Raw genomic sequence first — 23,665 nt, 5'->3', positions numbered from 1 at the left:
TACAAAAGTAATACTAATTAGGGTTTTGATACACATAAACTTCAGTTGCTCCCATTCCATATTTTTGATAAGAAGCTTCATAATACTTGACTGGATACCTATTTAATAAATAATTCAATTCAGTTTTTAAAACTCCTTCACCAACACCATGAATAAATACAATTTTAGATATTTTCTTAGATAAACAATACTCTATTTTCTGCCTAGCCTTTTCTATCTGAAATGAAAGTATATCATAATTATCCATACCTTTTGTAGATTTTAATATTTTTTCAGCATGCAAATCAACCTCCATCACAACTTCATTTTTAGATTTAATAAAGTTATTTTTTTTTGGTTGCTCTTTACTTATCTTTTCTTTTAAAATAGTATTATTTATATTAAGATATTTACTTAACTCTTTTTGCTCTACTTCAATTTTTACTAACTCAGTTTTTAAAAACCGATACTCCATACCTTCCTCATCTTTCACCAAAACTAATTCATCCAGAAAACCAAAAACTTCTCCTCGTATAACATCATCTATAACAACTACTTTGTTTCCAATTTCAAAACACATAATTAACTATTATTTAATTTACCTTAACGCTTTAACTCTTATTTTTGGCGATATTTTAATTTGCAAAAGAACATTAAATAAATGATTAACACTAAAAACATAGACACAAAAATTTTCTTTGAAGAAGCAAAAAGAAATTTGGTTTTAAGTGACGAACGTAAAGAGCTATTGTTAAAAATTGCCGACACTATTATTGACGAGTATTTTGAACGCGATAAACTGAATCTAAATTTTATTTGCACTCACAACTCTAGAAGAAGTCAATTTGCTCAAGTATGGAGTTTTTTTTGCTATTAATTATTTTTCAATTGAAAATATTTTCTCTTTCTCTGGTGGAACAGAAACTACTGCTTTTCATAGAAATACAGTAAGAGCTTTACAGAAAAATGGTTTTGAATTTAATGTTGATAATTTCTCACATCAAAACCCTAAATATTTAATTTCTTTTCATGGATGCAAAACACCTTTAATGGCTTTTTCAAAGATTTTTGACAATTCACACAATGACTATCCATATATTGCCATAACTACTTGTGACAGTGCTGATGAAAATTGCCCTTTTATTCCTGATGCAATTGAACGATTTCATTTACCCTTTACAGATCCAAAAATATCTGACGAAAGAGAAGATACTAAAGAAACCTATTTAGCATCTAGCAAACAAATAGCTGGAGAAATATTTTTCATTTTTGAAGAAGTAAAGAAAAACATAACAACCTAAAAATATTAAGGTATAAATTAATAATTTATACCTTAATATTTTTATCATAAGGAATACTTTTTAAAATGTGATTTATCACATTTACTCTTGCTATGGTTTTTCTATTAGCTCTAATTACCTTCCAAGGAGAAACCACCGTATTAGTTTTAGAGAACATTGTTCTTTTATACTCTGTATAATCATCCCAAAGCTCTTGTGCTTTTTCATCTACTGGTGTCATTTTCCATTGCTTCAATGGATCATTTTTAATATCATTAAATCTTTTTGCTTGTTCTCTTTTATTTATTGACATGTAAATTTTAACTAAACGAATACCTGACTCTAAAATCATTCGTTCAAAATCATTCACTTGATTCATAAATACCTCGTACTCTTTCTCTGTACAAAAACCATTTACTGGCTCAACCACCGCTCTGTTATACCAACTTCTATCAAAAAACACCATTTCGCCCGCCTTAGGAAATCGCTCTACATAACGCTGAAAATACCATTGGGTTCTTTCATCTTCATTTGGTTTGGGTAATGCAACTATTCGCATATGCCTAGGATTGATTCGTTCAGTAATCCTTCTAATAGCACCACCTTTTCCTGCAGCATCTCTACCTTCAAAAATAACTATAATACGTTCATCTTTCTCTATTGCCCAAGTTTGTAACTTAATCAATTCTAACTGTAGCTTTTTTAACTTACGCTCATAATCCACATAACGAATTGCTCGCTCTATATTATAAGGTTCTTTTGATAAAATAGCTTTTAACCCTCTATTAGAATTAAGTTTATTAACGTCTTTCTGTGTTAAGTTTTCCATATAATTAATCTAAATGATTTACTGAACGGTAATAACGCATTACCACATTAGGATCAGGATTTAATATTGTATTAGCATCTTCTTTTCCTTCATAATTAAATTGAGACAATACATGACGCATACATTCTACTCTTGCTTTTTTCTTATCATTCGTTTTCACAACAATCCATGGACTATATGTTGTATGTGTTTTGCTAAACATCTGATCTTTATAAAACGTATACTTATCCCACAATTCTTGTCCTTTTTTATCTACAGGACTAAATTTCCACCTCTTTAGTGGATTTTTATTTCGAGAATCAAAACGCCTTAACTGTTCTTCTTTAGATATAGATAACCAAAATTTAATAATAGTAACTCCATCTTCATATAACATATGCTCAAATTCAGGAACCTGTACCAAGAATTTTTTATATTGATTTTCACTACAAAACCCCATAACTGGCTCTACTACTGCTCTATTATACCAACTTCTATCAAAAAAAACTATTTCACCAGGATTGGGTAGTTCTTTAATATACCTCTGAAAATACCACTGTCCCTTTTCTACTTCTGTAGGTTTGTTTAATGCTACTAAACGCATAGATCTAGGATTTAAGTGCTCCATAAATCGACGAATACTTCCTCCTTTACCAGCAGCATCTCTACCTTCAAAAATTACAGCTACTCTTTTATTATTTTTAGCAACCCATTGCTGTAACTTAACCAGTTCTATTTGAAGTTTTTTAAGCTCATTCTCATAATTTATTTTAACATCAACCTTCTCAATAGAAACTCCTTTTTCTTTAATCAACTCCCTTAATTCATCATTCGTAGAAACACTTTGAAAATCTGTTATAGTCAATTTTGGTTTTTCTTCCATATATAATAAAAAAATATAATATTTGCAGTTAAATTGTAGTATTGCTAAAATAAGATGATATTTACTTTTATGAAAAAAATTATTGCTTTTTTATTGATCTTATCTTCTCTTACCTCATTTTCACAACGTAAGTATAAAAAAGAGTTTAGTTTTTCTAACGATAATGACCTTTATATATCTTTAAGTCAAGATAGGTATTATACCAATGGAATGTTTTTCACATACCGATACCTAAGTAAAAAGACTAATAAAAAAGTAGAAAAAAAAATATATGAACTACAATTAGGCCATAAAATGTATACTCCTTTCAAAGCAACAGTGCAAACATACGGAGAGCATGACAGACCTTTTGCTTCATATTTATATGGTAATTTTGGGATTAATTATTTTCTTAAAAATAACAACATCTTAAAAACCTCATTAGAAATTGGTGTTGTGGGACCAGCTTCATTAGGACAAGAACTACAAGACTTCATACATGATATTTATGGTTTCAGAAAAGCTATTGGATGGAAATATCAAATAAAAAATGCCTTTGCTTTAAATTTTAATACAAGTTTTACCACACCTTTATTTAAAGACAAATCAAACTACTACGATATAAACTGGACGAATAATGCATCTATAGGTACAGTTTTTACTAACATGTCTTCTGGTTTTTATGGTAGAATTGGCTTAAAACCTTTACAAAAACTTGTTAATTCAATAGCTTTCAACAGTAACCTTAACGATAAAAACTCTAAATTCAATAATGAAATAGAATCTTTTATCTATATAAAACCAATGGTTAGTTACATTCTTTATGACGCTACAATTCAAGGTAGTTTCTTAAATACTGTTAGTCCAATAACATATTCAGTTATGCCTTTTATGTTTTCAACCGAAATTGGTATTCGTTTTACAGCAAATCGTTTTAATTTAGGATACACCATACATTACCACACAAAAAAACTAAAAAGCATTCAAGTACCATCAGGAAACTTTTACGGAAGCATCCAAATAAACTATCAATTTAATTAGTTTGTAAAATAAATTTTTAAAATCGTCAAATTAAGATATATTTGTAGTTCTAATCATTAGAAACTTAATCAATGAAATTTATCGTATCTAGCTCTCAATTATTAAAACAGTTACAAGTTTTAGGAGGAGTTATAAACAGCAATAATACGCTACCAATTTTAGATAATTTCCTATTTGAATTATCTGAAAATCAATTAAAAATATCATCATCAGATTTAGAAACTACAATGAGTGCCGTTGTAGAAGTTGAAAGTACCGATGCTGGAGCTATTGCAATTAATGCTCGTTTATTATTGGATACTTTAAAAACTTTTCCTGATCAACCCCTTACATTTAAAACTGAAGGTGATAGCACTATTGAAATTATTTCTGAGCAAGGAAAGTATGACATGGCTTATTTTAACGGAGAAGAATTTCCTAAAGCTGTTGAATTACCATCTCCAAGTAGCACTGAAATACCATCACATATTTTAGCTACAGCAATCACTAAAACTATATTTGCTGCTGGGAATGATGATTTAAGACCAGTAATGAGTGGTGTATTTTTTCAATTCAACTCAAAAGAATTAACTTTTGTTGCTACAGATGCTCACAAGCTTGTAAAATACACTCGTAAAGATGTTACTGCAGATAAATCTGCTGAGTTTATAATGCCAAAAAAGCCTTTAAACTTATTAAAAGGTATACTAGGTGGCTCAGAAGAAAATGTAACCATAGAGTATAATGACACTAATGCTAAATTTACATTTGATAATGTATTATTAATTTGTCGTTTAATTGATGGAAAATACCCAAATTACGAGGCTGTAATACCTAAAGAAAACCCAAATAAATTGACTGTTGACAGAGCTTCATTTTTAAACTCTGTACGTCGTGTTTCAATATTTTCTAGTAAAACAACTCATCAAATCCGCTTAAAAATGGCAGGTACTGAGTTAAATATTTCTGCTGAAGATTTAGACTATTCTAATAAAGCTGATGAACGTTTACTTTGTGATTATCAAGGAGACGACATGCAAATTGGATTTAACTCTCGTTTTTTAAGTGAAATGTTAAACAATTTAAACTCAAATGATGTATTAATTGAAATGAGTTTACCTAATAGAGCTGGGATTTTAACACCTATTGATGGTACAGAAGAAGGAGAGCAAGTTACTATGTTAGTAATGCCTGTTATGTTAAACAGCTAAACTTTCTAAAAATATAAATAAGAAAGACCGTTTAAGCGTACTTAAACGGTCTTTCTTATTTATAAAACATACACTTCCTAGTAGTTTACAACCTTAAAAGCAGTATTTCCATACCACTCTGCCCAATGTTCAGTATAGCCTTCTACAGGTATATAATGGAACAACGCTGGATCACCTACACAAAATTCATAAATTTTCATCACTTCATTTGTATGATTTGATATATTATCAAATAAAGGGTTTCTGTTCATTCTGAAATTGGTTCCCACAATTCTTGCTTGATAAGCCACTCCAAACTTTAATCTATTGTTAGTTCTAACGGTTACCCAAGCATTCCAAAACCACACTTGTCTGTATTGTTCTGTTTTAGTTTTTGCTCCAATAGAACTATAAAAGTACCAATGTTGATCAAATTGTTCAAGTCTCATTCTTACACTTCTATCATTTAAAAATGGTTCATGATTAACAATTCCTCTTGAAAAATATTCTTTTTTATTATTACCATGCTTATATACTTTTAAGAATTTATTGTATGTAATCATTTTTTGATCAGAAATTTTAACTTTACCTAACTTGTAATCTGCCAAGAATGATTCAATCCCATTTTCATTTCCACTTTTGTATGTATAAACAAACTCACCATCTATTCTATAAATAGATCCTTCAATACTAACTTCTCCATTTTTATTTAATAGATATAACAGCATGCTATCACTAGAACTTACTTCTGCTATTTCTTCTTTATTCAACTGATAATTTTTAGCCTCTTTAGCTTCAACGTTATACGCTAACAATAAAGAAACTCTACCATTTCTATCAAAATCTGATTTAGACAACTCTATCAAATCATTATTAGATTCAATACTTTCTTTAATAAAATACTCAAATTCTTTAAACGATGAAAAAGAAAGTATTCTACTATCTTCTTTAGAGATAACTTTAGTTTCGTTTTCTTTTTTTTCTTCTTTAATTTCTTCCTCTTGACAAGAAATAATCATGATACTTAACATGATTAGTGCAATAATTTTTTTCATAAAAAATAATATTTAATAGTTTTACCTACTCATACGCTTTTCGGCATCCGCGATAGATTTCAAGTTCAAACCTATCACTAACTAAAAATAATTACTTCAATAAGTTTCCGTAGTAAGCAGTTATATTTCCAAATGAACATTAAACAAACAAATTTTTGAAACACATAAGATATTTTTTATTTATGCTTTATTTTCGATAATACCTAATCATAAAAACATTATTAAATTTTAAAATAAAGCATTTTAAATAAAAAAATAATTTCATCTATTGACTCTTAAAACATCTTAAAATACAGTTAATAATGAGATTATTGTTTTTTGTTAACATCTTTCGCTTTAAAAAACCATAAATAATTGTAAATTTACCTCTTTCAAACTAGACAAATTACAATGGGTAGAATTATTGCAATAGCAAATCAAAAGGGTGGTGTTGGTAAAACAACAACCACTGTTAACTTAGCTGCAGCCTTAGGGGTTTTAGAAAATAAAGTACTATTAATTGATGCTGATCCGCAAGCAAATGCTACTTCTGGTTTAGGTATAGATGTAGAAAGTATTGAAAAGGGAACTTATCAAGTTTTAGAACTAACTGTTCCTCCAAAAGATACTATTATACAAACTACTTCTCCTAATGTAGATTTAATTCCTGCACATATTGATTTGGTTGCTATTGAAATAGAGCTTGTAGACAAACAAGAAAGAGAGTACATGCTAAAAAAAGCATTAGAAAGCATTAAAGATGAGTATGATTATATATTAATTGATTGCGCTCCTTCTTTGGGTTTAATAACTTTAAACTCTTTAGTTGCTGCAGATTCTGTAATTATACCAATACAATGTGAGTATTTTGCTCTTGAAGGTTTAGGTAAATTATTGAATACTATAAAAAGTGTTCAGAAAATTCATAATCAAGATCTAGATATTGAAGGCTTACTATTAACAATGTTCGATTCTCGTTTACGTCTTTCAAACCAAGTTGTTGAAGAAGTTCGTAAACACTTTAGTTCTATGGTTTTTGAAACAATAGTTCATAGAAACATCCGTTTAAGTGAAGCTCCAAGTTATGGTGAAAGCATAATTTCTTACGATGCAACCAGTAAAGGTGCCGTAAATTACTTAAATTTGGCGAACGAAATTTTAAATAAAAAGGCATAGTATAGTAATGGCAAAAGCAACAAAAAAACAAGCTCTAGGTAGAGGGTTATCAGCATTATTAAAAGAAACCGCAGAAGTAAACTCTGCTTCAGATAAAAATGCAGATAAATTAGTAGGAAGCATCGTTGAACTAGATATTAATTCTATTGATGTTAACCCTTATCAACCAAGAACTTATTTTGATGAGGAAGCTTTACGTGAGTTAGCTAGTTCAATTAAAGAGTTAGGTGTAATTCAACCAATTACTGTTCGTAAATTAGCTAGCGATAAATTCCAACTAGTTTCTGGTGAGCGTCGTTTTAGAGCTTCAAAATTAATAGGAAACAAAACTGTTCCTGCATACATTCGCTTAGCGAATGATCAAGAAATGTTAGAAATGGCTTTAGTTGAAAATATTCAACGTAAAAACCTTGATCCTATTGAAGTAGCTTTATCATACCAACGTTTAATTGATGAAATTCAATTAACACAAGAAGAACTTAGTACTAGAGTTGGAAAAAAACGTTCTACTGTAACGAATTATTTACGTTTACTAAAGTTAGACCCTATTATTCAAACTGGTATGCGTGATGGATTTATTTCTATGGGACATGGTAGAGCTTTAATTAACGTTGACAGTGCTACTGATCAGTTAAATATTTACGAAAAAATCCTTAGAGATAAACTATCTGTTCGTCAAACTGAAGAACTTGTTAAAAACTTAAAAGCAGGAACAGTTACTAAAGCGGCTAAGAAAAAAGCTTTACCAAAATATATTTCAGAAAGCGTTAATGACTTTAATGAATACTTTGGTAATAAAATAGACGTTACTGTTAATAATCGTGGAAGAGGAAAGATATCTATCCCTTTTACTTCTGAAGAAGACTTTAATCGTATAAAAAACTTATTAAAATAAGTGTTTCAAAAAAAAATTATACTAGTATTTTTAGGTTTCTTTTTATCGTATAACTCTTATGGTCAAAAGAAAGATACTTTGGCTATAAAAATAAAAAAATCTAAATTTACTACTAAAAAATACAACCCTCTATCACCATCAAAAGCAGCTTTTTATTCAGCTATTTTTCCTGGAGGAGGACAAATTTATAATAAAAAATACTGGAAAGCCCCTATTGTTTGGGGTGCAATTGGTGCTAGTATTTATTATTACACAACAAATAGTAATGAATATGATCGTTTTAGAAATGCTTTTAAATTAAGAAAACAAGGTTTAAAAGATGAATTTACTGACAGTAATGGTGATTATATAATATCTACTGCTGGTTTAGAGAACGCTCAAAAAGTACTTCGGAAAAATAGAGATTTATCCTTATTAACTGGAGTTTTACTTTATGTTTTACAAATAGTTGAAGCAAGTGTAAATGCACATTTACTTCAATTTAACACCGATGACAACTTATCTATAAATCCAACTATTTCAACTGATCCAATGCTTATTGAATCTCCAAAAGTTGGTTTAACATTTAAATATTCTTTTTAAAAAAATGAAAATAGCCTTACTTGGATATGGTAGAATGGGTAAAGAAATTGAAAAAATTGCTTTACAAAGAGGTCATGAAGTTGTAATTAAATACTCTGGTGAAGAAGATTATAATATCAAATTAGCAGATGTAGCTATTGATTTTAGTATTCCTGATGTAGCTTTTACTAATATTTCTAATTGCATTAACAATACAGTTCCTGTAGTGTCTGGAACCACTGGATGGTTAGATAAATATGAGGATATTGTTAATCTATGTGATGAAAAAAAAGGGGCTTTTATTTATGCTTCAAACTTTAGTTTAGGCGTTAATATCTTTTTTGAGCTAAATAAGCAGTTAGCTAAAATGATGAGTTCATTAGAGCAATATAATATTACTATGGAAGAGATTCACCATACAAAAAAATTAGACGCTCCTAGTGGAACTGCTATTACGCTTGCTGAGGGTATTATTGAAAACACCCATAAAACATCTTGGGAATTAGATAAACAAGTTTCAGAAAATAGTATTCCAATAAAGGCCATCCGTACACCTGAAGTACCAGGAACACATACTGTTACTTATAAATCTGAAGTTGATTCTATAGATATTAAACATACAGCACATAATAGGCAAGGATTTGCTTTAGGTGCTGTTGTAGCTGCAGAATGGCTTGCAAATAAAACAGGTGTTTACACTATGAATGACGTGTTAAACTTAGGTTAAAAACGTAACTTTTTAACTATAAAAGCACTAATAAATTGACTTTTGCCCTAATAGGGAATAAAAAATTTAAATTATGACATTTACTGAATGGTTTATCTTCTTTTTAATAATTCAAGCAATCCATTTTTTAGGAACTTGGAAACTATATGTAAAAGCAGGAAGGAAAGCATGGGAAGCTGCAGTACCAGTTTATAATGCTGTTATTTTAATGAAAATACTAAACCGTCCAATATGGTGGGTTATTTTATTATTTGTTCCTATTGTTAACTTATTAATGTTTCCTATTGTCTGGGTAGAAACTTGTAGAAGTTTTGGTTTTAATAAAGGAAAAGATACCATTTTAGCAATTTTTACACTAGGTTTATATATCTACTACATAAACTATGCTACTAATAGCTCTCACATAAAAAATCGTAGTTTAAAACCACCAAATGTTGTAGATGAATGGTTAAGTTCTATTGCTTTTGCCGTAATTGCTGCTACTTTAGTGCATACTTATTTTATGCAACCATATACTATTCCAACTTCATCTTTAGAAAAAACATTATTAGTTGGTGATTATTTATTTGTTAGTAAATTTCATTATGGGGCACGTGTTCCAATGACTACTGTAGCTGCTCCGATGGCTCATGATACGATTCCTGGTTTGGGTGCTAAGTCATTTTTATCAGATGATAACCCTGAAAATAAAAATAGTTGGAAAAATAAATTATCATTACCATACATGCGTTTGCCTGCGCTTCAAAAAATTAAACGTAATGATATTGTAGTCTTTAGTTGGCCTGCAGATTCTTTAAAAGCAATGTGGGGAGATAATTCAGGAAAATTTACCTATAAGCCTATAGATAAACGTACAAACTATGTAAAAAGATGTGTAGGTGTTGCTGGTGATAGTTTAGAAGTTAGAGATGGATATGTTTTTATTAATGGAAAGAAAACTATTTTACCAGACAGAGCTAAGCCTCAATGGTTTTTTGAGGTTGATACAGAAGGAAAAAACTTTAGTAGAGGTGCTGCTGAAAAATATAACATTCGAGAATGGGCTCCTAGAGATGGGAAATATATTTTAAATTTAACTGACGATGAAGCAGCTTTAATTAAAAAAGACCCAATAGTTAAAAGCATAACAAAAACATTAAGACCAAAAGGTCACTATGATAAATCTGTTTTCCCACACAGTCCTAAATACGCTTGGTCTTCAGATAATTTTGGACCTATTTATATTCCTAAAAAAGGAGTAACTGTTAAATTAAACGAAAATAGTATTCCTTTTTATGAGCAAATTATTCGAAGGTATGAAAATAACAATTTAACCATTTTTGGTAACAACATATACATTAATGGTAAAAAGGCAACATCATACACTTTTAAGCAAGATTATTACTGGATGATGGGTGATAATCGTCAAAACTCTTTAGACGCCAGAAATTGGGGATATGTGCCTTTTGATCACGTTGTTGGGAAACCTGTAATGGTTTGGTTAAGTTGGGACCCAAAAGCTAAAAGTTTTGGTGAAAAATTAAAATCAATTCGTTGGGATAGAATGTTTACAACTGTTGGAGGAAGTGGAAAACCAGTTTCTTATTTATGGGTTGTAATCGTATTGATTGCTGGTTATATTTTTTATAGTATCAGAAAAAGTAAAAAGAAAGCATAATGGCTCTTTTTATTCCTACTTATTTTGCTCCAATTGCTCAGTACTCTAAAATTTCACAATGTGATTCTGTTACATTTGAATTTGAAGATAATTTTCAAAAACAAACCTATAGAAACCGTTGTTATATATATGGAGCAAATGGGAAACTTTCTTTAAATATACCTGTAAAACACAAACAATCAGAAGGTAGAAAAAAAACAAAAGATGCTATGGTTGAAAATGAATTTCCATGGCAACAACAGCATTTTAAATCGTTACAATCTGCTTACCATACTTCTCCTTTTTTTGAGTTCTATGAAGACGATATTCATAAAATATTTAGTAAAAAGTATTCTTTTTTACATGATGTTGTTGTAGATACTCATTTATTTGTTGCTGATGCTTTACAAATAAGTGAATCTTACTCAAAAACTACTTGTTATGATGATACTGCTAAAGAAGATTTTAGAAGTTTAGCTATAGCTAAAAAGGGTATAAAAGTAGAAATGGATACTTATATTCAAATGTTTGATGATAAACATGGTTTTATCCCAAACCTTTCTATATTAGACCTATTATTTATGGAGGGACCAAATGCTATTAGTTTTTTAGAAAAAATTTCCTTAAATTTGAGATAAACGAATTATACTCTCCCCAAATATAATTGTTTCCTATTACATTTAAAATGAATACAATAGAACAATTTTTATCGGAATACAAGAGCTCTTTATCAACTACTTCGAAAAATAAATTAGAAAGTGCTCTTACTTTAAAACATTATAAAAAAAGTGATATCATAGCTGGTAAAAACCAAAAAGAATCTAAGTTTTTTATTTTAAAAAAGGGAGTAGTCTGCTCATTTTTAGTGGATCAAAAGGGTAAAAATTATATTAGAACATTATTTACTCCTATTTCAGTTATAGCTCCTCATAAATCATTAATAAATGCACCTAATTTAAATGTAGATTATTACTGTTTATCTGATTCTATTATTTTAGAAACAAAATTAAACTTGTTCTTGTCTTTGACTGAAAAGAATCATGATATTTCAATATTATTTTCAAAAATATTAATGCAAGAATACCTAAAGTTAATAACTCGAGTAACACAATTAACCACTTTAAACGCTACAGAAAGGTATTTAATGTTAAAAAAAACGGTTCCAGAAATTGAAAAACAAATTCCTTTACATCAAATAGCGTCTTATTTAAATGTTACTGCAGTACAATTAAGTCGAATTAGAAGAAAGTTATATTCAAGTTAACATGTAAACATATGTTAACAAAAACTCTTATTATAACCCCTAATTTTGTCGGTTCATAAAATAATGAGAATTCTGAAAAATTCAGTCTCCCCACATTTATATAGAAAGGTTTATTTTAATTAATAAACCTTTTTTTATACGAATCTATTTAACAAACCATTGAACTGTGTTGATATCTTTAGTTTATATACTATAAATATATATATAGGAATTATCAAGATACTTTTTAAAACAATATTTATTATTGGGTGAATAGAAAAGTTTAATAATGACATTTCAGGTATAGAAAAATTCCAAAAATTAAAAATAAAATATAATAGAACAATTATAAAAATCATTATAATAGTTTTGAATGTAAAAGGGTTCATTTTTAATTTATTTTGAACAAACCATAATTTAAAACCTCCAAAGAAAAAAGTAATTATCAATGTAGCTAACGCTAAGCCATCGGTAGATAAATTTAAATTATAATAGAAATAATCATTTAAAAAATAAACACCTAATGCCATACCCAATCCAATAGGCAATACTATTCTATAAAATTTAGAATTGTTAATAATAGCTCCATTACTACCTAATAACATTAAAAATAGTTTAGCTGAAGAAATCATTAAAACAACTTTTTCACCTCCAGCATAACCATCACTAGGCATTATTTTAAACAACTCGGAAACATTCGTGTTTACCAATATAAAAAACAATCCTCCTATCAATAATAAGTTTATAGAACTCTTTTTATATAAACTTTCAACTTCCTTGCTATTATTTTCATTTATAGACTTTGACGTTAATGGCTGTAATATTTGGGTCATTGCTCTACTAGGCGCTTCAATGAACGACCCTATAAAAACAGCTACAGAGTAATAAGCAGCCATTGCAAATCCTTCTTTACCTGGTATCATAACCTTATCAATATCTAAAACAATGGCACCTGCACTACCTGCTAAAAGTATATATGAAGTGTATTTCAATACTTCTTTAAAATTAGAGGGTAATCCAAATGAAAATTTAGGTATATATAACTTAAACGCATACAGCATCATTAATATCGATCTTAAAACGTAAGCTAGGGCCATATAAAAAAGAAATTCTTGTTTTGTAATAACATCAAAAGAAACTGCAAAAAGCAAACTCATAACAGCTACTCTATTGTATAATTCTTTTAAAACATTACCAAATACCGATTGTAATTGTACTTTAGCCCAAGAATAAAACACTTCAAAATAAGCACAACAAACTGCAATTATATATATGTAAATTGTATAATTCTCAATAATCAAATTATCTTTTGAATTACTCTTTGAAACATAATTCATTATTAAATCATGAACAGAATCCCACAAAAAACCTACAGGTAAAGCTATAAATAGTGGTAAAAAAAGAACTAAATTCAAAAATTTATCTTTCTCTATTTTTGAAGTATAACTAGAAAAAAATTTGACAATAGTAAAATGAATTCCAAAAGCTATTATTGGCATTATAAGGTTTGAAGCTGCAAAAACATACGTGGCTAACCCATAATATTCTGAAGTTAAAAATCGGTCATATAAATAAACGGTGTTAACACCTCCAATTATAAATCCTAAGTAAATAACAAGAGTGTTTTTAAGCGATTGTTTTAATACTATTCCCAAATTATACTTGAATTAGTTTTTTTATTGATGTATAAATTTTCTCTCCAACATTATCACCATACAATTCTTTATCAAACAACTTAGTTGAAGTTAAAAAATAGTTGAAAGCTTCTATTATTTTTTTCTTTTCGAATCCTGTAATTAACGCATAATCATTATCAACTAATTCTACCCATTCAGTTTCTGTTCGAGCTATAACACAATGCTTTTTATTAAAGAAAGCTTCTTTTTGTAATCCTCCACTATCAGTTATAACCATAGTACAATTTTTTAATAACTCCAACATATCAAAATACCCTATAGGCTCTATTAAGGTAATTTGAGATTCTATTTCGAATTCTTTTAATTTAAGTGCTGTTCTTGGGTGCAATGGTAAAATTACTGGAGTCTTTTTATTTATCTCTTCTAAAGCTTTAAAAATACTTTCAAGTGATTTTTTTGAATCTGTATTTTCTTGTCTATGAATAGTTGCTAAAACAAAATTGTTTTCAGCTAATTTTAATCTGTTAATTATAGTCGATTTCTCTTCTGAAAGCTTACTATAAAACTCAACAGCATCTTTCATAATATCACCATGCTTTTCAATTTTAATCGGTAAACTATCAAACCCTTCAATTTTTAAGTTTTTTAAAGAACTATTAGTTGGGCAACTCAACAAATCTGCAATCCTGTCAGTTACTATTCTATTCACTTCCTCTGGCATTTCCATATTAAATGACCGTAAACCAGCTTCAATATGCACAATCTTAATATTCATTTTTTTAGCAGTTAAAGCCCCTGCTAAAGTTGAATTAGTGTCTCCATAAACAATTACTGCGTCTGGTTGTTCTTTGTATAAAACCTCTTCTATTTTTTCCATCATTTGACCAGTCATAGCCCCATGATTTAGTCCATTAATATTTAAATTATATTTAGGTTTTGGGATTTTCATTTCATCAAAAAAAACAGCACTCATATTAACATCATAATGCTGACCTGTGTGAACTATGATTTCCTGAAAATCATTATGTTCAACTATAATTCTACTTAACACAGCTCCTTTTACAAACTGTGGTCTTGCTCCTAATATGGTTACTATTTTTTTCAAGAATTATTAATTTCTTTAAGTATTTCTGTTAATTGCCTTGTCAATTCTTTTCTATGAAATTTACCAATATCTTTTGAATCAACAGTTAAATTTTGGGCTTTATAACTATTATACAGATTAGCTATTATTATTTTTAACTTTCTTTTATTATCAAAACTTACTATGTCGCCTGAATTAGTAACATTTAAAATTTCTGCTAAATCACCATTTTCTGGTCCAATTGCTAATATAGGTCGTTTTGCTTGTAAATATTCAAAAATTTTACCTGTTATAATACCTTTTGCACTTGGTACGTTATTTACAGCTAATAATAAAATTTGTGATTTTTTTTGATAGTTCAACACTTCATTATGTGGAACATAATTAATTTTTTTTACACCCTTAAAGGAATATTTCTCTAAAGTTTCATCAATTTCTTTGGCTACTTTACCTATTAGTTTTATTTCTAAATCATTTGAAAACTGAATATTTTCTTTACAAATTTCATCTAATACTTCCCATAAAATTTTAGGATTCCTATCGGCATTCATTAATCCTATATGAGTTATAGAAAATGTTACATCTAGATTAATCTTTTCTTTTTGGTCTTCTTCATTATCATATCCATTCGTTACTACATAAATTTTATTAGAATAGTCACAATAATTTTCTTTCATAGTTTTGCCAATAACTAAAGTTGCATCAGCTTTTTTTAAAACCTCTTTTTCTAATTTATGGTGCTTTTTTATTGATTTTTTGGTTAATGGTAATTGATGAAAATAATCTATATCTGTCCAAGGATCTCTAAAATCAGCTACCCACTTTATTCCTAATTCTTTCTTTAACTGTAAACCTATTAAATGCATACTATGAGGAGGCCCAGTAGTTATAAGTATATCTACAGTATTTTCTTTTAAATAGTTTTTAAGTTTTTTAACTGACGGCTTAACCCAAAACTTCCTAGCATCAGGTATAAAGTAGTTTGCTCTTATATATTGTAATATTTTACCAAAAAAAGTGGGATTAGGATTTAAAAATCCTGCGCTAGTTTTAGATCCTTTTTTCTTAAATCTTGATAGTAAATTATTAGGTTCCAAAATAGGACTTTTAATAATCTCTATATTTTCAGGAATATCAATACATAAAGAAGTATCTACAAGTGGATAGTTAGGATTTTCAACAGTATATATAACAGGCTCAATCCCAAAGCTTCTTAAATACTTTACAAATTTAAGCCAACGTTGCACACCTGAACCTCCAGCTGGCACCCAATAATATGTTACTATTAAAACTTTCAATTTATAAATTATTATAGAATTTAACTAGCTTTATACTTTCTTCATCCCAGTTTTCACCTTCATCCATTACAGCTTTATAAGCGTTTTCTGTTTTAATCTCTAATAACTTTTTATTTTTATAAATCATTAAAATTTTTTTAGTAAAATCATTAAAATCATCAGCTTTAAAAACAAGACCAGAATCATATTTTTCAACAATTCTTTTTAATGGCTTACATGAACTTACCAATAATAAACTTTTACTCATCATTATTTGAAATAATTTATGAGGAATTGTATTATTTGTATGTTCATTAGCTTTATGAGGTATTATATTTACTGTAGACTTTTTCATTATAGTTGAGACTTCAGTAAATGGTCGATATCCAACAAAATCAACATACTTCTCCATTTGATTTTCTTTCACAATATTTTTTAATTGCTCCTCAACATCTGTACTCCCTTTTCCTATTAAAAAAAGCTTAGCATTTTTAATTGATTTTACAATTTCTGGCATAGCTTTTATTGCTGTATCAAGTCCTCTATGTGGTCCAAAACCACCTACATAAGTTATAGAAAAACTATCAGGGTTTATAACATTTTGAAGTACCTCATTTTTAAAATTTAAAGCAAACTCTTTCTTTTCTTGATTTGAAATTACAATTAATTTACTAGGGTCAATATCAAAATTTGATACTAGCTTTTGCTTCATCTCCTCTACTACACATATTATATTTTTATATTTAAGACAATATTTCCTTTCTTTTTTTGACCATAATTTAGGGTTCATAAAAAGGAAATTTTTAAATTTAATTAAATGATTTTTTTTCCATGAAAACCATGTTTTTAATGCCTCCGGATAATTTTCATGTAAGTCTAAAATTATTTCTTTAACCCTAGATTTGAATAAATACCCTGTTCCTGCTAAAGGTAAATCATGAATATGTAAATATTCAATTTTATATTTTATCAACGCTTTTTTTATTCCAAAATAAAAAAAAGGATTAACATTAAAAACACTTTCAAATATATCTAAAATTCCTTTTTTAAAATTTGAATAATTCTTTCCTATTCTATAAACTGTTACTCCATTAATCGTTTCAATTTGCACTTCATTTTTCCTATGAGGGCATATAACAATGACTTTCTTATCAGCTGCTACTAATGCATCAGCTTCTTTTCTTACTCTTATATCATTAGGGTAAGAAGCATCGACTACCATTCCTATATAACTCATATTAAAAAATTAATACATTTTTCCAAAATTCTCTCTGTAGCTTTTCCGTCCCATAATTCAGGAACTACACCTTTTTTATTTTTTTTATCTTTTATCTTTTCTAAAAGAACTAATATTTTTTCATTATCAAAAGACATTAATACGTTTGTCCCTTTAGTTATTGTTATTGGACGTTCTGTATTTTCTCTAAGAGTTATACATGGAATTTGTTGAAAAGTAGTTTCTTCTTGAATACCTCCACTATCAGTAATAACACAAAGAGAATACTTTATTAATTTTTGAAATGCAAAATAATTTTGTGGAGGAATAATTTTTAATTTTTCAATTTTAGAAAGCTTATCATACAAATCATTTTTTATAAAACTACTTTTTGTTCTTGGGTGTAAAGAAAAAACTATACTACATTTCTTTGTTACACTTTTTAATAAATCAATAATCTTATGAAGAGCCTCTTTTCCATCTACATTTCTAGGTCTATGCATTGTAATTAACACATAGCTTTCACTTCCAATCTCTTTTAATATATTTGAATTTTCAATTTCTTTTTCAAAATAAACTAATGTATCTATCATTGTATTACCTACAAAAGCTATTTGAGAGTCAGTTTTACCTATTTCCTTTAAGTTTGTAATTCCACTTTCTTCAGTTACAAAACAAATATCAGAAATCTCATCGGTTAATATCCTATTAATCTCTTCTGGCATCCGTCTATCTAAACTTCTGAGTCCACTTTCAATATGACCTAACTTAACATTTAACTTATTTGCTGTTATAGAAGCTGCAAGAGTTGAATTAACATCTCCTACTGAAAGTAATAAGTCTGGTTTAAAAGCTTCAATTACTTTTTCTAATTCAATCATTATCTCTCCAATTAAACTATTTGGAGTAGTACCTTTAACATTTAAAAAAAAATCAACTTCAATATTAAATTGTTTCAGAAACACGTCTGACATTTTTTCGTCATAATGTTGCCCAGTATGAACTATTTTTAAATCGATATTTTGATACTTTTTAGCTATTCTTTTGAATTGTGTAATTTTAACAAAATTAGGACGTGTACCTACTATTAATAAAATATTTTTTTTCATTTAGTTATTTTTTTCTGCATAAACAGCATAATACCTTGGAGTAAATTTTCTTAAAATTGGTCTAATTCCTATTTTATTAATCGGACTTGTCCATTTTTCTGTTTGAATAATATTCCATCCAGATTTTTCAAGTAGCCAATCGTATTGCCAATCTTCAAATTCATGATAATGCCTATCCCACATATCTGTTCTACTTCTATAAGCTTCTTTAAACCACAACCTTAATGGAACAGTAGTTATTATTTTAGTCGCTTCTATCTCTCTTAACACATTAAATGGCGCCAATAAATGTTCAAATATCTCGAAAGCTGTTACTGCATCTACCTTATGTTTTTTTACCAACTCGGGCATTAAATCAAGATCTTCTCCATTAGTATTGAAAACAGTATAACCATGTTTTTCCATAACTTCGCTAAATGGATTTCTAACCCCTAAATCTAGAATTACAGCAGGAGCAGGTATATTTTTTTGTAAAAATTTAATAGTATGTGCGTATCTTTTAATTGGAAGTTGATTATACATTTATCTATTTTTAAGCAAATGTATCACTATTTTAGTTTTACTGGAAAAAACTATTAAGACTTTAAATAAAAAAAATCAAAACGTTTATTATACATTTTGATTTCTTAATAAAAACATAGTACTACTTTTTCTTTCAATCTTCCCTAAATGTTCGGACATTCATATAACAAACATATCAATCATTTTTAATTCAAAAAAAAAACATATTCCTTTTTTTATAAAAAGCACACTCTAAATTAATTTATATTTGCTTACAAATCTCGCTTTTTATAAAAAGCAAACATCTATAATCATTACTAGTTGCGCTTTATGAGGAAATCTATATTTTTTATTTTATTATTTTTAACCCTCTTCTCTTTTTCTCAAACTAAAACTAATTTTAATTCTAGTGACTCAATAAGTTTATACAATAAAAAATGTCTTTTCTTTATTAATAGAAATCAAGACAGTATAAAATATTACATACGTAAATTAAAAAACTTAAATAATGAATGTAGCTTATATCAAGCTTATACTTATGAAGCTAAACTGGCTTATCTAAATAGAAATTACAAGAAAACAGAATTGATTTGCAAAGAGGTACTCCTTAAAATTAAAAACAATGAAGATTTCTGTTTTAAAGCAATTAAAATCTCAATATATACTCGTTTATTTTGGTTAAAGAAAAAGTTAGGAGAGTATAATATTGCTTATAATTATTTAATGGAACAGGAAAAAGTTCTAAATAGTTTAGTTTTAAAAGATAAGTTTTATCATACTAATAAACTATCTCTCAAAAATCATTTGGCAATTATTAAATCTGAATTAGGATTTTATGATGAAGCTCTTAGAATACTAAAGCCTACATTACAACTTATTGATAAAGTTTATAGAAAAGACAAAATAGGCGCCTATCATTCATTAAAATTTAAGTCAAACATTTTAAACTCTATAGGTAATGTATATTTATCTTTAAGTAAAAAAAATCAAAATTTACATTATATAGATTCTGCCTCTTTTTATTATAAAAAAGGTTATAATGTAGCTAAAAAATTTAATCCTCCTCATAAAGATTCGGAGATAATATATAACTTCAAAAAAACAAAGATTTTAATAGCTAAAGAAGAATATTCTAATGCCTTAAAATCAATAAACAACTATAAAAATATACATAATGGATATAACTATAATCATTATGAATATTTTCAAAAAGCCATTTGTTATTACAATTTAAAAAATGCTGATTCTACAATTTTTTATTCAAATAAGCTTTTAAATAATAAAAAAACAACTTGTAGACGCAGTACGTTAATTGCTTTGTACGATATTTTATCTAATCAATATAATAATTTAAAAAAAATAGATAGTGCTTTTAAATATTCTAAGCTAACTATGCTTCAATACGAATTAGCTAAAAAGAACAAAGAAAAAACATTCCAATTATTATATGAAAATGATTTTAATAGAGTAATCAAACTTAATAAAGAAATAAAAAAACAAAGTAATAGAAACCAAAATTATCTAATCATTGTTTTTTCCTTTATAGTAATTCTAGTTTTTCTGTTAGGATACTTAAAATTAAAAAAAGAAAATAAAAAGAAAATATCTGCTATTAATAAACTTAATAGCAAAACTCAAGAAAAACAAACAATTAAGAAAGAATATAATATTGATATAGAACTTGAAAACCAAATACTCTCTGCAATAGAAAAAATTAATGGTTCAAATACTTTCTTAAAATCAGATTTTTCAGTTTCGTCAATCGCTGAAGAAATCAACACAAATTCAACATATATTTCTTTTGTATTTAACAAACATTATAAAAAGTCCTTTAAACAGTTTTACACTAAAAAAAGAATTAATTATATCATTGAAAAATTAAAAACTAATACTGAATACAAGAAATACTCAATACAAGCTTTAGGAGAAGAAATTGGTTATACAAATGCTTCTGCTTTCTCTAGAGCCTTTAAAAAACAAACAGGATTAACTCCATCTTCTTTTTTAAAAACTCTAGAGAATTAAGCCTTTTCTTCTTTTTTTCTATTTAAGAAAAACCAACCTATTGGAACTAATAGTAACAACACATAAGATAATAATGCAATCGTGCTTCCTGTTTTTATAACTTTTGGCTGAAATTTAAACTCAATAGTGTGATTTCCTTTTGGAACTAACATTCCTCTTAAAACGTAATTTACTCTATAATGTGGAACCAATTCCCCATCAATATACGCATTCCAACCATCTTTGTAATAAATCTCAGAAAACACAGCAAATTGCTCTTTTCTTGTTGTTGATTTATAAACTAATTCAGTTATAGCATTTTTAATTAGAGCAATTGTAGCAGTTGAATCTTTTTCCTGTGGAAAGTTTATTTTCGAATTCTCTAAACTCGATTTTCTCAACACAGCTACTTCATTTGTTTTTAAATTATCTAATGCCTTAATCTCTTCATCAGCTGAATTCACTAATTTAATATTATTCACAAACCATGCGTTTCCGTTTGCTTCAGGATTTTCTTGAAACTTATCTTCTCCTGCAATAAAATACTTCGTGTTTAACATGTTTAACACCTCCATATTATTTTTTGCTATTTGATAATCAAATAATTCTTGATAACGTTTCATTTTTGCTGCATGATACCCACCTATAGAATTATGAAAATAAGAAGTCCTTCCATCCATCATAGGGTTTGTAGCAAAATTAGCTACACGATAATAACTTTTATCTTTTAAAATTTCATTATTTGCTTTACTAGCAACAAATGGCTTTATCACTTTTCGCTTAGTTGTAAAATCTTCTTTGTTTACATAATTTATATCTACAGAGATTAAATCGAAAAGAATTAATACTGTTAATCCAATAATAACAGGTGTTTCTTTTAGTTTATTTTTTAGTAAAAACCATAATAATCCAGCTGATAACGTTACTAATATAAGTGAACGAATACCATCCATAAATAACATTGATTTTCTATCAGATTTTAATGCATCTATTAATTCTGGTAACTGTTGATATTGTGCATCTCTAATACCTTCAAAAGCAAATAAACTTGAACCAAAAACAGTAAAAACCAACAACAAACCACCAATAAGATATAATGCTTTTTTAAGAGCTTCTTTTTTCTCTTCACTAGACACTTTTGGTGAAAAGAACTCTTTTAAAGCTATAACTCCTAATAAAGGAACACATAGTTCAGCTATAACTTGAATAGAAGAAACTGCTCTAAATTTATTATAAAGAGGAACATAATCAATAAAAAAGTTAGTTAATACTTCAAAATTTTTACCCCAACTCATTAGTATTGAAAAAATCGTAGCAGAAACTAACCAGTACTTTAATCGGCCTCTTACTAAAAACACCCCAAGAAAAAATAAAAAGAAAAGTATAACTCCAATATAAGCAGGAGCTTCTACTATTGGCTGTTTCCCCCAATACGTTAATACTTGATTTGAATATTCTTTTGCTACACTTTTCCCTGCATTACTTTCTAAAGTTTGATAAAAATTAGAATCTTCACCTAACTTTTCAAAAGTTCCACCTCCCATGAAACGAGGCATTATTAAGTTGAAGGTTTCTGAAATTCCATAACTATATTCAGTAATATACTCTTTATCTAGCCCTGTTGATTTTTCTTTCGGCGTACCATCTGGATTTATTGTTAATTCAGATTTCCCTCTTGTGCTAAAATCAGCATATTGCTTCATTGACATCAATCGTGTAGCATTTACACTAACTCCAATAATTACAGCTACTACTAAAACTGACACCTGCTTAATAAAAACAGAAACTTCTTTAGTTTTTACAACCTCTATTCCTTCAACAATAACTAAAATTAATAAACAAAAACCAAGATAATATGTCATTTGAGGATGGTTTGCATAAATTTCTAAAGCCATTGCTAAAGAAGTAACCACAAAACCAAGTAAATATCTTTTTTGAAATAAATATAGAACTCCTGCAATTACCATAGGCATATACCCAATTGCATGAGCCTTGGCATTATGACCAGCTCCAAAAATGATAATTAGATAAGTTGAGAATCCAAAGGACAAACTACCTAGTATTGCAAGTTTCCAGTCAACCTTTAAAGCAATTAACAATAAGAAGAATCCTAAAAAATATAAGAATAAATAATCAGCAGGCCTAGGTAAAAAACGTAATCCTTTATCAAGGTAACGTACAAAATCATTTGGATAATACGCACTAACCTGAAAAGCTGGCATACCGCTAAAAGCATTTCCTAACCAATAAGGTTCTTCTCCATTCTCAACTCTATAATCAACAACTTGCTTCGACATCCCTTTAAACTGAGTAATATCACTCTGTTTAATTTGTTTTCCGCTTAAAACTGGATTAAAATAAATCAATGAAGCTATTGTAAAAACTACAATAGCTATCACGTAAGGTAAAAACTTTTTAAAATTCAT

23 protein-coding genes are annotated in these 23,665 nt (G+C 28.0%); 12 read left to right on the top strand and 11 right to left on the bottom strand.

Annotated elements, in window-relative coordinates; genetic code table 11:
* Positions 1 to 13 precede the first annotated feature (13 nt).
* Positions 14 to 559 carry a Smr/MutS family protein gene (locus tag BLV71_RS11705; protein ID WP_093870726.1) on the bottom strand — a complete coding sequence of 182 codons (546 nt, stop codon included), beginning with the start codon at positions 557 to 559 and terminating at the stop codon, positions 14 to 16.
* Positions 560 to 640: 81 nt separating this feature from the next.
* On the opposite strand from BLV71_RS11705, the gene BLV71_RS18875 reads away from it, so the two are divergent.
* Together BLV71_RS18875 and BLV71_RS11700 are read left to right on the top strand one after the other, a co-directional pair.
* A complete protein-coding gene (locus BLV71_RS18875; RefSeq protein ID WP_255405181.1) occupies positions 641 to 856 on the top strand; it encodes a hypothetical protein in 216 nt (71 codons plus the stop codon).
* Positions 825 to 1,280 carry a low molecular weight phosphatase family protein gene (locus BLV71_RS11700; protein ID WP_255405180.1) on the top strand — a complete coding sequence of 152 codons (456 nt, stop codon included), beginning with the start codon at positions 825 to 827 and terminating at the stop codon, positions 1,278 to 1,280. Before BLV71_RS18875 ends, BLV71_RS11700 begins: the two co-directional genes overlap by 32 nt.
* Positions 1,281 to 1,305: 25 nt before the next feature.
* Here the strand turns inward: BLV71_RS11700 and ppk2 (BLV71_RS11695) are convergent, their stop codons facing one another.
* The gene (ppk2, locus tag BLV71_RS11695) at positions 1,306 to 2,088 is read right to left on the bottom strand and encodes a polyphosphate kinase 2 (protein WP_093870725.1); all 783 of its coding nucleotides are present in this window, start codon (positions 2,086 to 2,088) and stop codon (positions 1,306 to 1,308) included.
* 4 nt (positions 2,089 to 2,092) lie between these two features.
* Positions 2,093 to 2,950, bottom strand: coding sequence for a polyphosphate kinase 2 (gene ppk2, locus BLV71_RS11690; RefSeq protein WP_093870724.1), 858 nt, complete (start codon positions 2,948 to 2,950; stop codon positions 2,093 to 2,095).
* Positions 2,951 to 3,019: 69 nt separating this feature from the next.
* Here ppk2 (BLV71_RS11690) and BLV71_RS11685 point away from each other — a divergent pair, with 69 nt between their 5' ends.
* Positions 3,020 to 3,970: a lipid A deacylase LpxR family protein gene (locus BLV71_RS11685; RefSeq protein WP_093872017.1), complete on the top strand. Its 951-nt coding sequence runs from the start codon at positions 3,020 to 3,022 to the stop codon at positions 3,968 to 3,970.
* A 71-nt stretch (positions 3,971 to 4,041) separates the two neighbouring features.
* Positions 4,042 to 5,160, top strand: coding sequence for a DNA polymerase III subunit beta (gene dnaN, locus BLV71_RS11680; RefSeq protein ID WP_093870723.1), 1,119 nt, complete (start codon positions 4,042 to 4,044; stop codon positions 5,158 to 5,160).
* A 77-nt stretch (positions 5,161 to 5,237) separates the two neighbouring features.
* Here dnaN and BLV71_RS11675 read toward each other — a convergent pair whose 3' ends face one another.
* Entirely contained in the window at positions 5,238 to 6,194 is a 957-nt protein-coding gene (locus BLV71_RS11675) for a hypothetical protein (protein ID WP_143032785.1), read from the bottom strand.
* Positions 6,195 to 6,584: 390 nt separating this feature from the next.
* Here BLV71_RS11675 and BLV71_RS11670 point away from each other — a divergent pair, with 390 nt between their 5' ends.
* The 7 genes from BLV71_RS11670 (at position 6,585) to BLV71_RS11640 (ending at position 12,432) form a co-directional block, all read left to right on the top strand.
* On the top strand, positions 6,585 to 7,349 hold the full coding sequence (locus tag BLV71_RS11670) for a ParA family protein (RefSeq protein ID WP_093870721.1): 765 nt from the start codon (positions 6,585 to 6,587) through the stop codon (positions 7,347 to 7,349).
* A 7-nt stretch (positions 7,350 to 7,356) separates the two neighbouring features.
* Positions 7,357 to 8,244 (top strand): ParB/RepB/Spo0J family partition protein, encoded by an 888-nt coding sequence (locus BLV71_RS11665; protein ID WP_093870720.1) that lies wholly within the window; start codon positions 7,357 to 7,359, stop codon positions 8,242 to 8,244.
* The gene (locus tag BLV71_RS11660; protein ID WP_093870719.1) at positions 8,245 to 8,826 is read left to right on the top strand and encodes a DUF5683 domain-containing protein; all 582 of its coding nucleotides are present in this window, start codon (positions 8,245 to 8,247) and stop codon (positions 8,824 to 8,826) included.
* A 4-nt stretch (positions 8,827 to 8,830) separates the two neighbouring features.
* Positions 8,831 to 9,532, top strand: coding sequence for a 4-hydroxy-tetrahydrodipicolinate reductase (gene dapB / locus BLV71_RS11655; RefSeq protein ID WP_093870718.1), 702 nt, complete (start codon positions 8,831 to 8,833; stop codon positions 9,530 to 9,532).
* A 73-nt stretch (positions 9,533 to 9,605) separates the two neighbouring features.
* Positions 9,606 to 11,189: a signal peptidase I gene (lepB, locus tag BLV71_RS11650; RefSeq protein WP_093870717.1), complete on the top strand. Its 1,584-nt coding sequence runs from the start codon at positions 9,606 to 9,608 to the stop codon at positions 11,187 to 11,189.
* Positions 11,189 to 11,806 (top strand): WbqC family protein, encoded by a 618-nt coding sequence (locus BLV71_RS11645; RefSeq protein WP_093870716.1) that lies wholly within the window; start codon positions 11,189 to 11,191, stop codon positions 11,804 to 11,806. The genes lepB and BLV71_RS11645 overlap by 1 nt, the downstream gene beginning before the upstream one ends.
* Before the next feature lie 47 nt (positions 11,807 to 11,853).
* On the top strand, positions 11,854 to 12,432 hold the full coding sequence (locus BLV71_RS11640; protein WP_143032784.1) for a Crp/Fnr family transcriptional regulator: 579 nt from the start codon (positions 11,854 to 11,856) through the stop codon (positions 12,430 to 12,432).
* 134 nt (positions 12,433 to 12,566) lie between these two features.
* On the opposite strand, the gene BLV71_RS11635 is transcribed toward BLV71_RS11640, so the two are convergent.
* From BLV71_RS11635 to BLV71_RS11610, 6 genes are read right to left on the bottom strand one after another with little or no spacing between them, the layout of a single operon-like run.
* Positions 12,567 to 14,066: a lipopolysaccharide biosynthesis protein gene (locus BLV71_RS11635; protein ID WP_093870714.1), complete on the bottom strand. Its 1,500-nt coding sequence runs from the start codon at positions 14,064 to 14,066 to the stop codon at positions 12,567 to 12,569.
* Position 14,067: 1 nt separating this feature from the next.
* Positions 14,068 to 15,153 (bottom strand): non-hydrolyzing UDP-N-acetylglucosamine 2-epimerase, encoded by a 1,086-nt coding sequence (gene wecB / locus BLV71_RS11630; RefSeq protein ID WP_093870713.1) that lies wholly within the window; start codon positions 15,151 to 15,153, stop codon positions 14,068 to 14,070.
* Positions 15,150 to 16,430 carry a glycosyltransferase family 4 protein gene (locus BLV71_RS11625; RefSeq protein ID WP_176974394.1) on the bottom strand — a complete coding sequence of 427 codons (1,281 nt, stop codon included), beginning with the start codon at positions 16,428 to 16,430 and terminating at the stop codon, positions 15,150 to 15,152. Before BLV71_RS11625 ends, wecB (BLV71_RS11630) begins: the two co-directional genes overlap by 4 nt.
* A gap of 1 nt (position 16,431) precedes the next feature.
* Positions 16,432 to 17,646 (bottom strand): glycosyltransferase, encoded by a 1,215-nt coding sequence (locus BLV71_RS11620; RefSeq protein ID WP_093870711.1) that lies wholly within the window; start codon positions 17,644 to 17,646, stop codon positions 16,432 to 16,434.
* Positions 17,643 to 18,734: a non-hydrolyzing UDP-N-acetylglucosamine 2-epimerase gene (wecB, locus tag BLV71_RS11615; protein WP_093870710.1), complete on the bottom strand. Its 1,092-nt coding sequence runs from the start codon at positions 18,732 to 18,734 to the stop codon at positions 17,643 to 17,645. The genes BLV71_RS11620 and wecB (BLV71_RS11615) overlap by 4 nt, the downstream gene beginning before the upstream one ends.
* Positions 18,735 to 19,256 carry a methyltransferase domain-containing protein gene (locus tag BLV71_RS11610; protein WP_093870709.1) on the bottom strand — a complete coding sequence of 174 codons (522 nt, stop codon included), beginning with the start codon at positions 19,254 to 19,256 and terminating at the stop codon, positions 18,735 to 18,737.
* Between the two features lie 309 nt (positions 19,257 to 19,565).
* Here BLV71_RS11610 and BLV71_RS11605 point away from each other — a divergent pair, with 309 nt between their 5' ends.
* A complete protein-coding gene (locus tag BLV71_RS11605) occupies positions 19,566 to 21,260 on the top strand; it encodes an AraC family transcriptional regulator (protein ID WP_093870708.1) in 1,695 nt (564 codons plus the stop codon).
* Here BLV71_RS11605 and BLV71_RS11600 read toward each other — a convergent pair.
* Positions 21,257 to 23,665 carry a YfhO family protein gene (locus BLV71_RS11600; protein WP_093870707.1) on the bottom strand — a complete coding sequence of 803 codons (2,409 nt, stop codon included), beginning with the start codon at positions 23,663 to 23,665 and terminating at the stop codon, positions 21,257 to 21,259. The two genes, BLV71_RS11605 and BLV71_RS11600, sit on opposite strands and share 4 nt — an antisense overlap.

The organism is Tenacibaculum sp. MAR_2010_89 (assembly GCF_900105985.1).
Lineage (GTDB): Bacteria > Bacteroidota > Bacteroidia > Flavobacteriales > Flavobacteriaceae > Polaribacter > Polaribacter halocynthiae.
This window is presented reverse-complemented; position numbering and strand designations above follow the sequence as displayed.

What these genes read in the sequence shown, in the direction of transcription:
- ppk2 (WP_093870725.1), bottom strand. Translation starts at nt 2,088, where the DNA reads ATGGAAAACTTAACACAGAAAGACGTTAATAAACTTAATTCTAATAGA.
- BLV71_RS18875 (WP_255405181.1), top strand. Translation starts at nt 641, where the DNA reads ATGATTAACACTAAAAACATAGACACAAAAATTTTCTTTGAAGAAGCA.
- BLV71_RS11610 (WP_093870709.1), bottom strand. Translation starts at nt 19,256, where the DNA reads ATGTATAATCAACTTCCAATTAAAAGATACGCACATACTATTAAATTT.
- BLV71_RS11620 (WP_093870711.1), bottom strand. Translation starts at nt 17,646, where the DNA reads ATGAGTTATATAGGAATGGTAGTCGATGCTTCTTACCCTAATGATATA.
- BLV71_RS11645 (WP_093870716.1), top strand. Translation starts at nt 11,189, where the DNA reads ATGGCTCTTTTTATTCCTACTTATTTTGCTCCAATTGCTCAGTACTCT.
- wecB (WP_093870710.1), bottom strand. Translation starts at nt 18,734, where the DNA reads ATGAAAAAAAATATTTTATTAATAGTAGGTACACGTCCTAATTTTGTT.
- BLV71_RS11675 (WP_143032785.1), bottom strand. Translation starts at nt 6,194, where the DNA reads ATGAAAAAAATTATTGCACTAATCATGTTAAGTATCATGATTATTTCT.
- BLV71_RS11605 (WP_093870708.1), top strand. Translation starts at nt 19,566, where the DNA reads ATGAGGAAATCTATATTTTTTATTTTATTATTTTTAACCCTCTTCTCT.
- lepB (WP_093870717.1), top strand. Translation starts at nt 9,606, where the DNA reads ATGACATTTACTGAATGGTTTATCTTCTTTTTAATAATTCAAGCAATC.
- ppk2 (WP_093870724.1), bottom strand. Translation starts at nt 2,950, where the DNA reads ATGGAAGAAAAACCAAAATTGACTATAACAGATTTTCAAAGTGTTTCT.
- BLV71_RS11670 (WP_093870721.1), top strand. Translation starts at nt 6,585, where the DNA reads ATGGGTAGAATTATTGCAATAGCAAATCAAAAGGGTGGTGTTGGTAAA.
- BLV71_RS11685 (WP_093872017.1), top strand. Translation starts at nt 3,020, where the DNA reads ATGAAAAAAATTATTGCTTTTTTATTGATCTTATCTTCTCTTACCTCA.
- BLV71_RS11640 (WP_143032784.1), top strand. Translation starts at nt 11,854, where the DNA reads ATGAATACAATAGAACAATTTTTATCGGAATACAAGAGCTCTTTATCA.
- BLV71_RS11600 (WP_093870707.1), bottom strand. Translation starts at nt 23,665, where the DNA reads ATGAATTTTAAAAAGTTTTTACCTTACGTGATAGCTATTGTAGTTTTT.
- BLV71_RS11705 (WP_093870726.1), bottom strand. Translation starts at nt 559, where the DNA reads ATGTGTTTTGAAATTGGAAACAAAGTAGTTGTTATAGATGATGTTATA.
- dnaN (WP_093870723.1), top strand. Translation starts at nt 4,042, where the DNA reads ATGAAATTTATCGTATCTAGCTCTCAATTATTAAAACAGTTACAAGTT.
- BLV71_RS11665 (WP_093870720.1), top strand. Translation starts at nt 7,357, where the DNA reads ATGGCAAAAGCAACAAAAAAACAAGCTCTAGGTAGAGGGTTATCAGCA.
- dapB (WP_093870718.1), top strand. Translation starts at nt 8,831, where the DNA reads ATGAAAATAGCCTTACTTGGATATGGTAGAATGGGTAAAGAAATTGAA.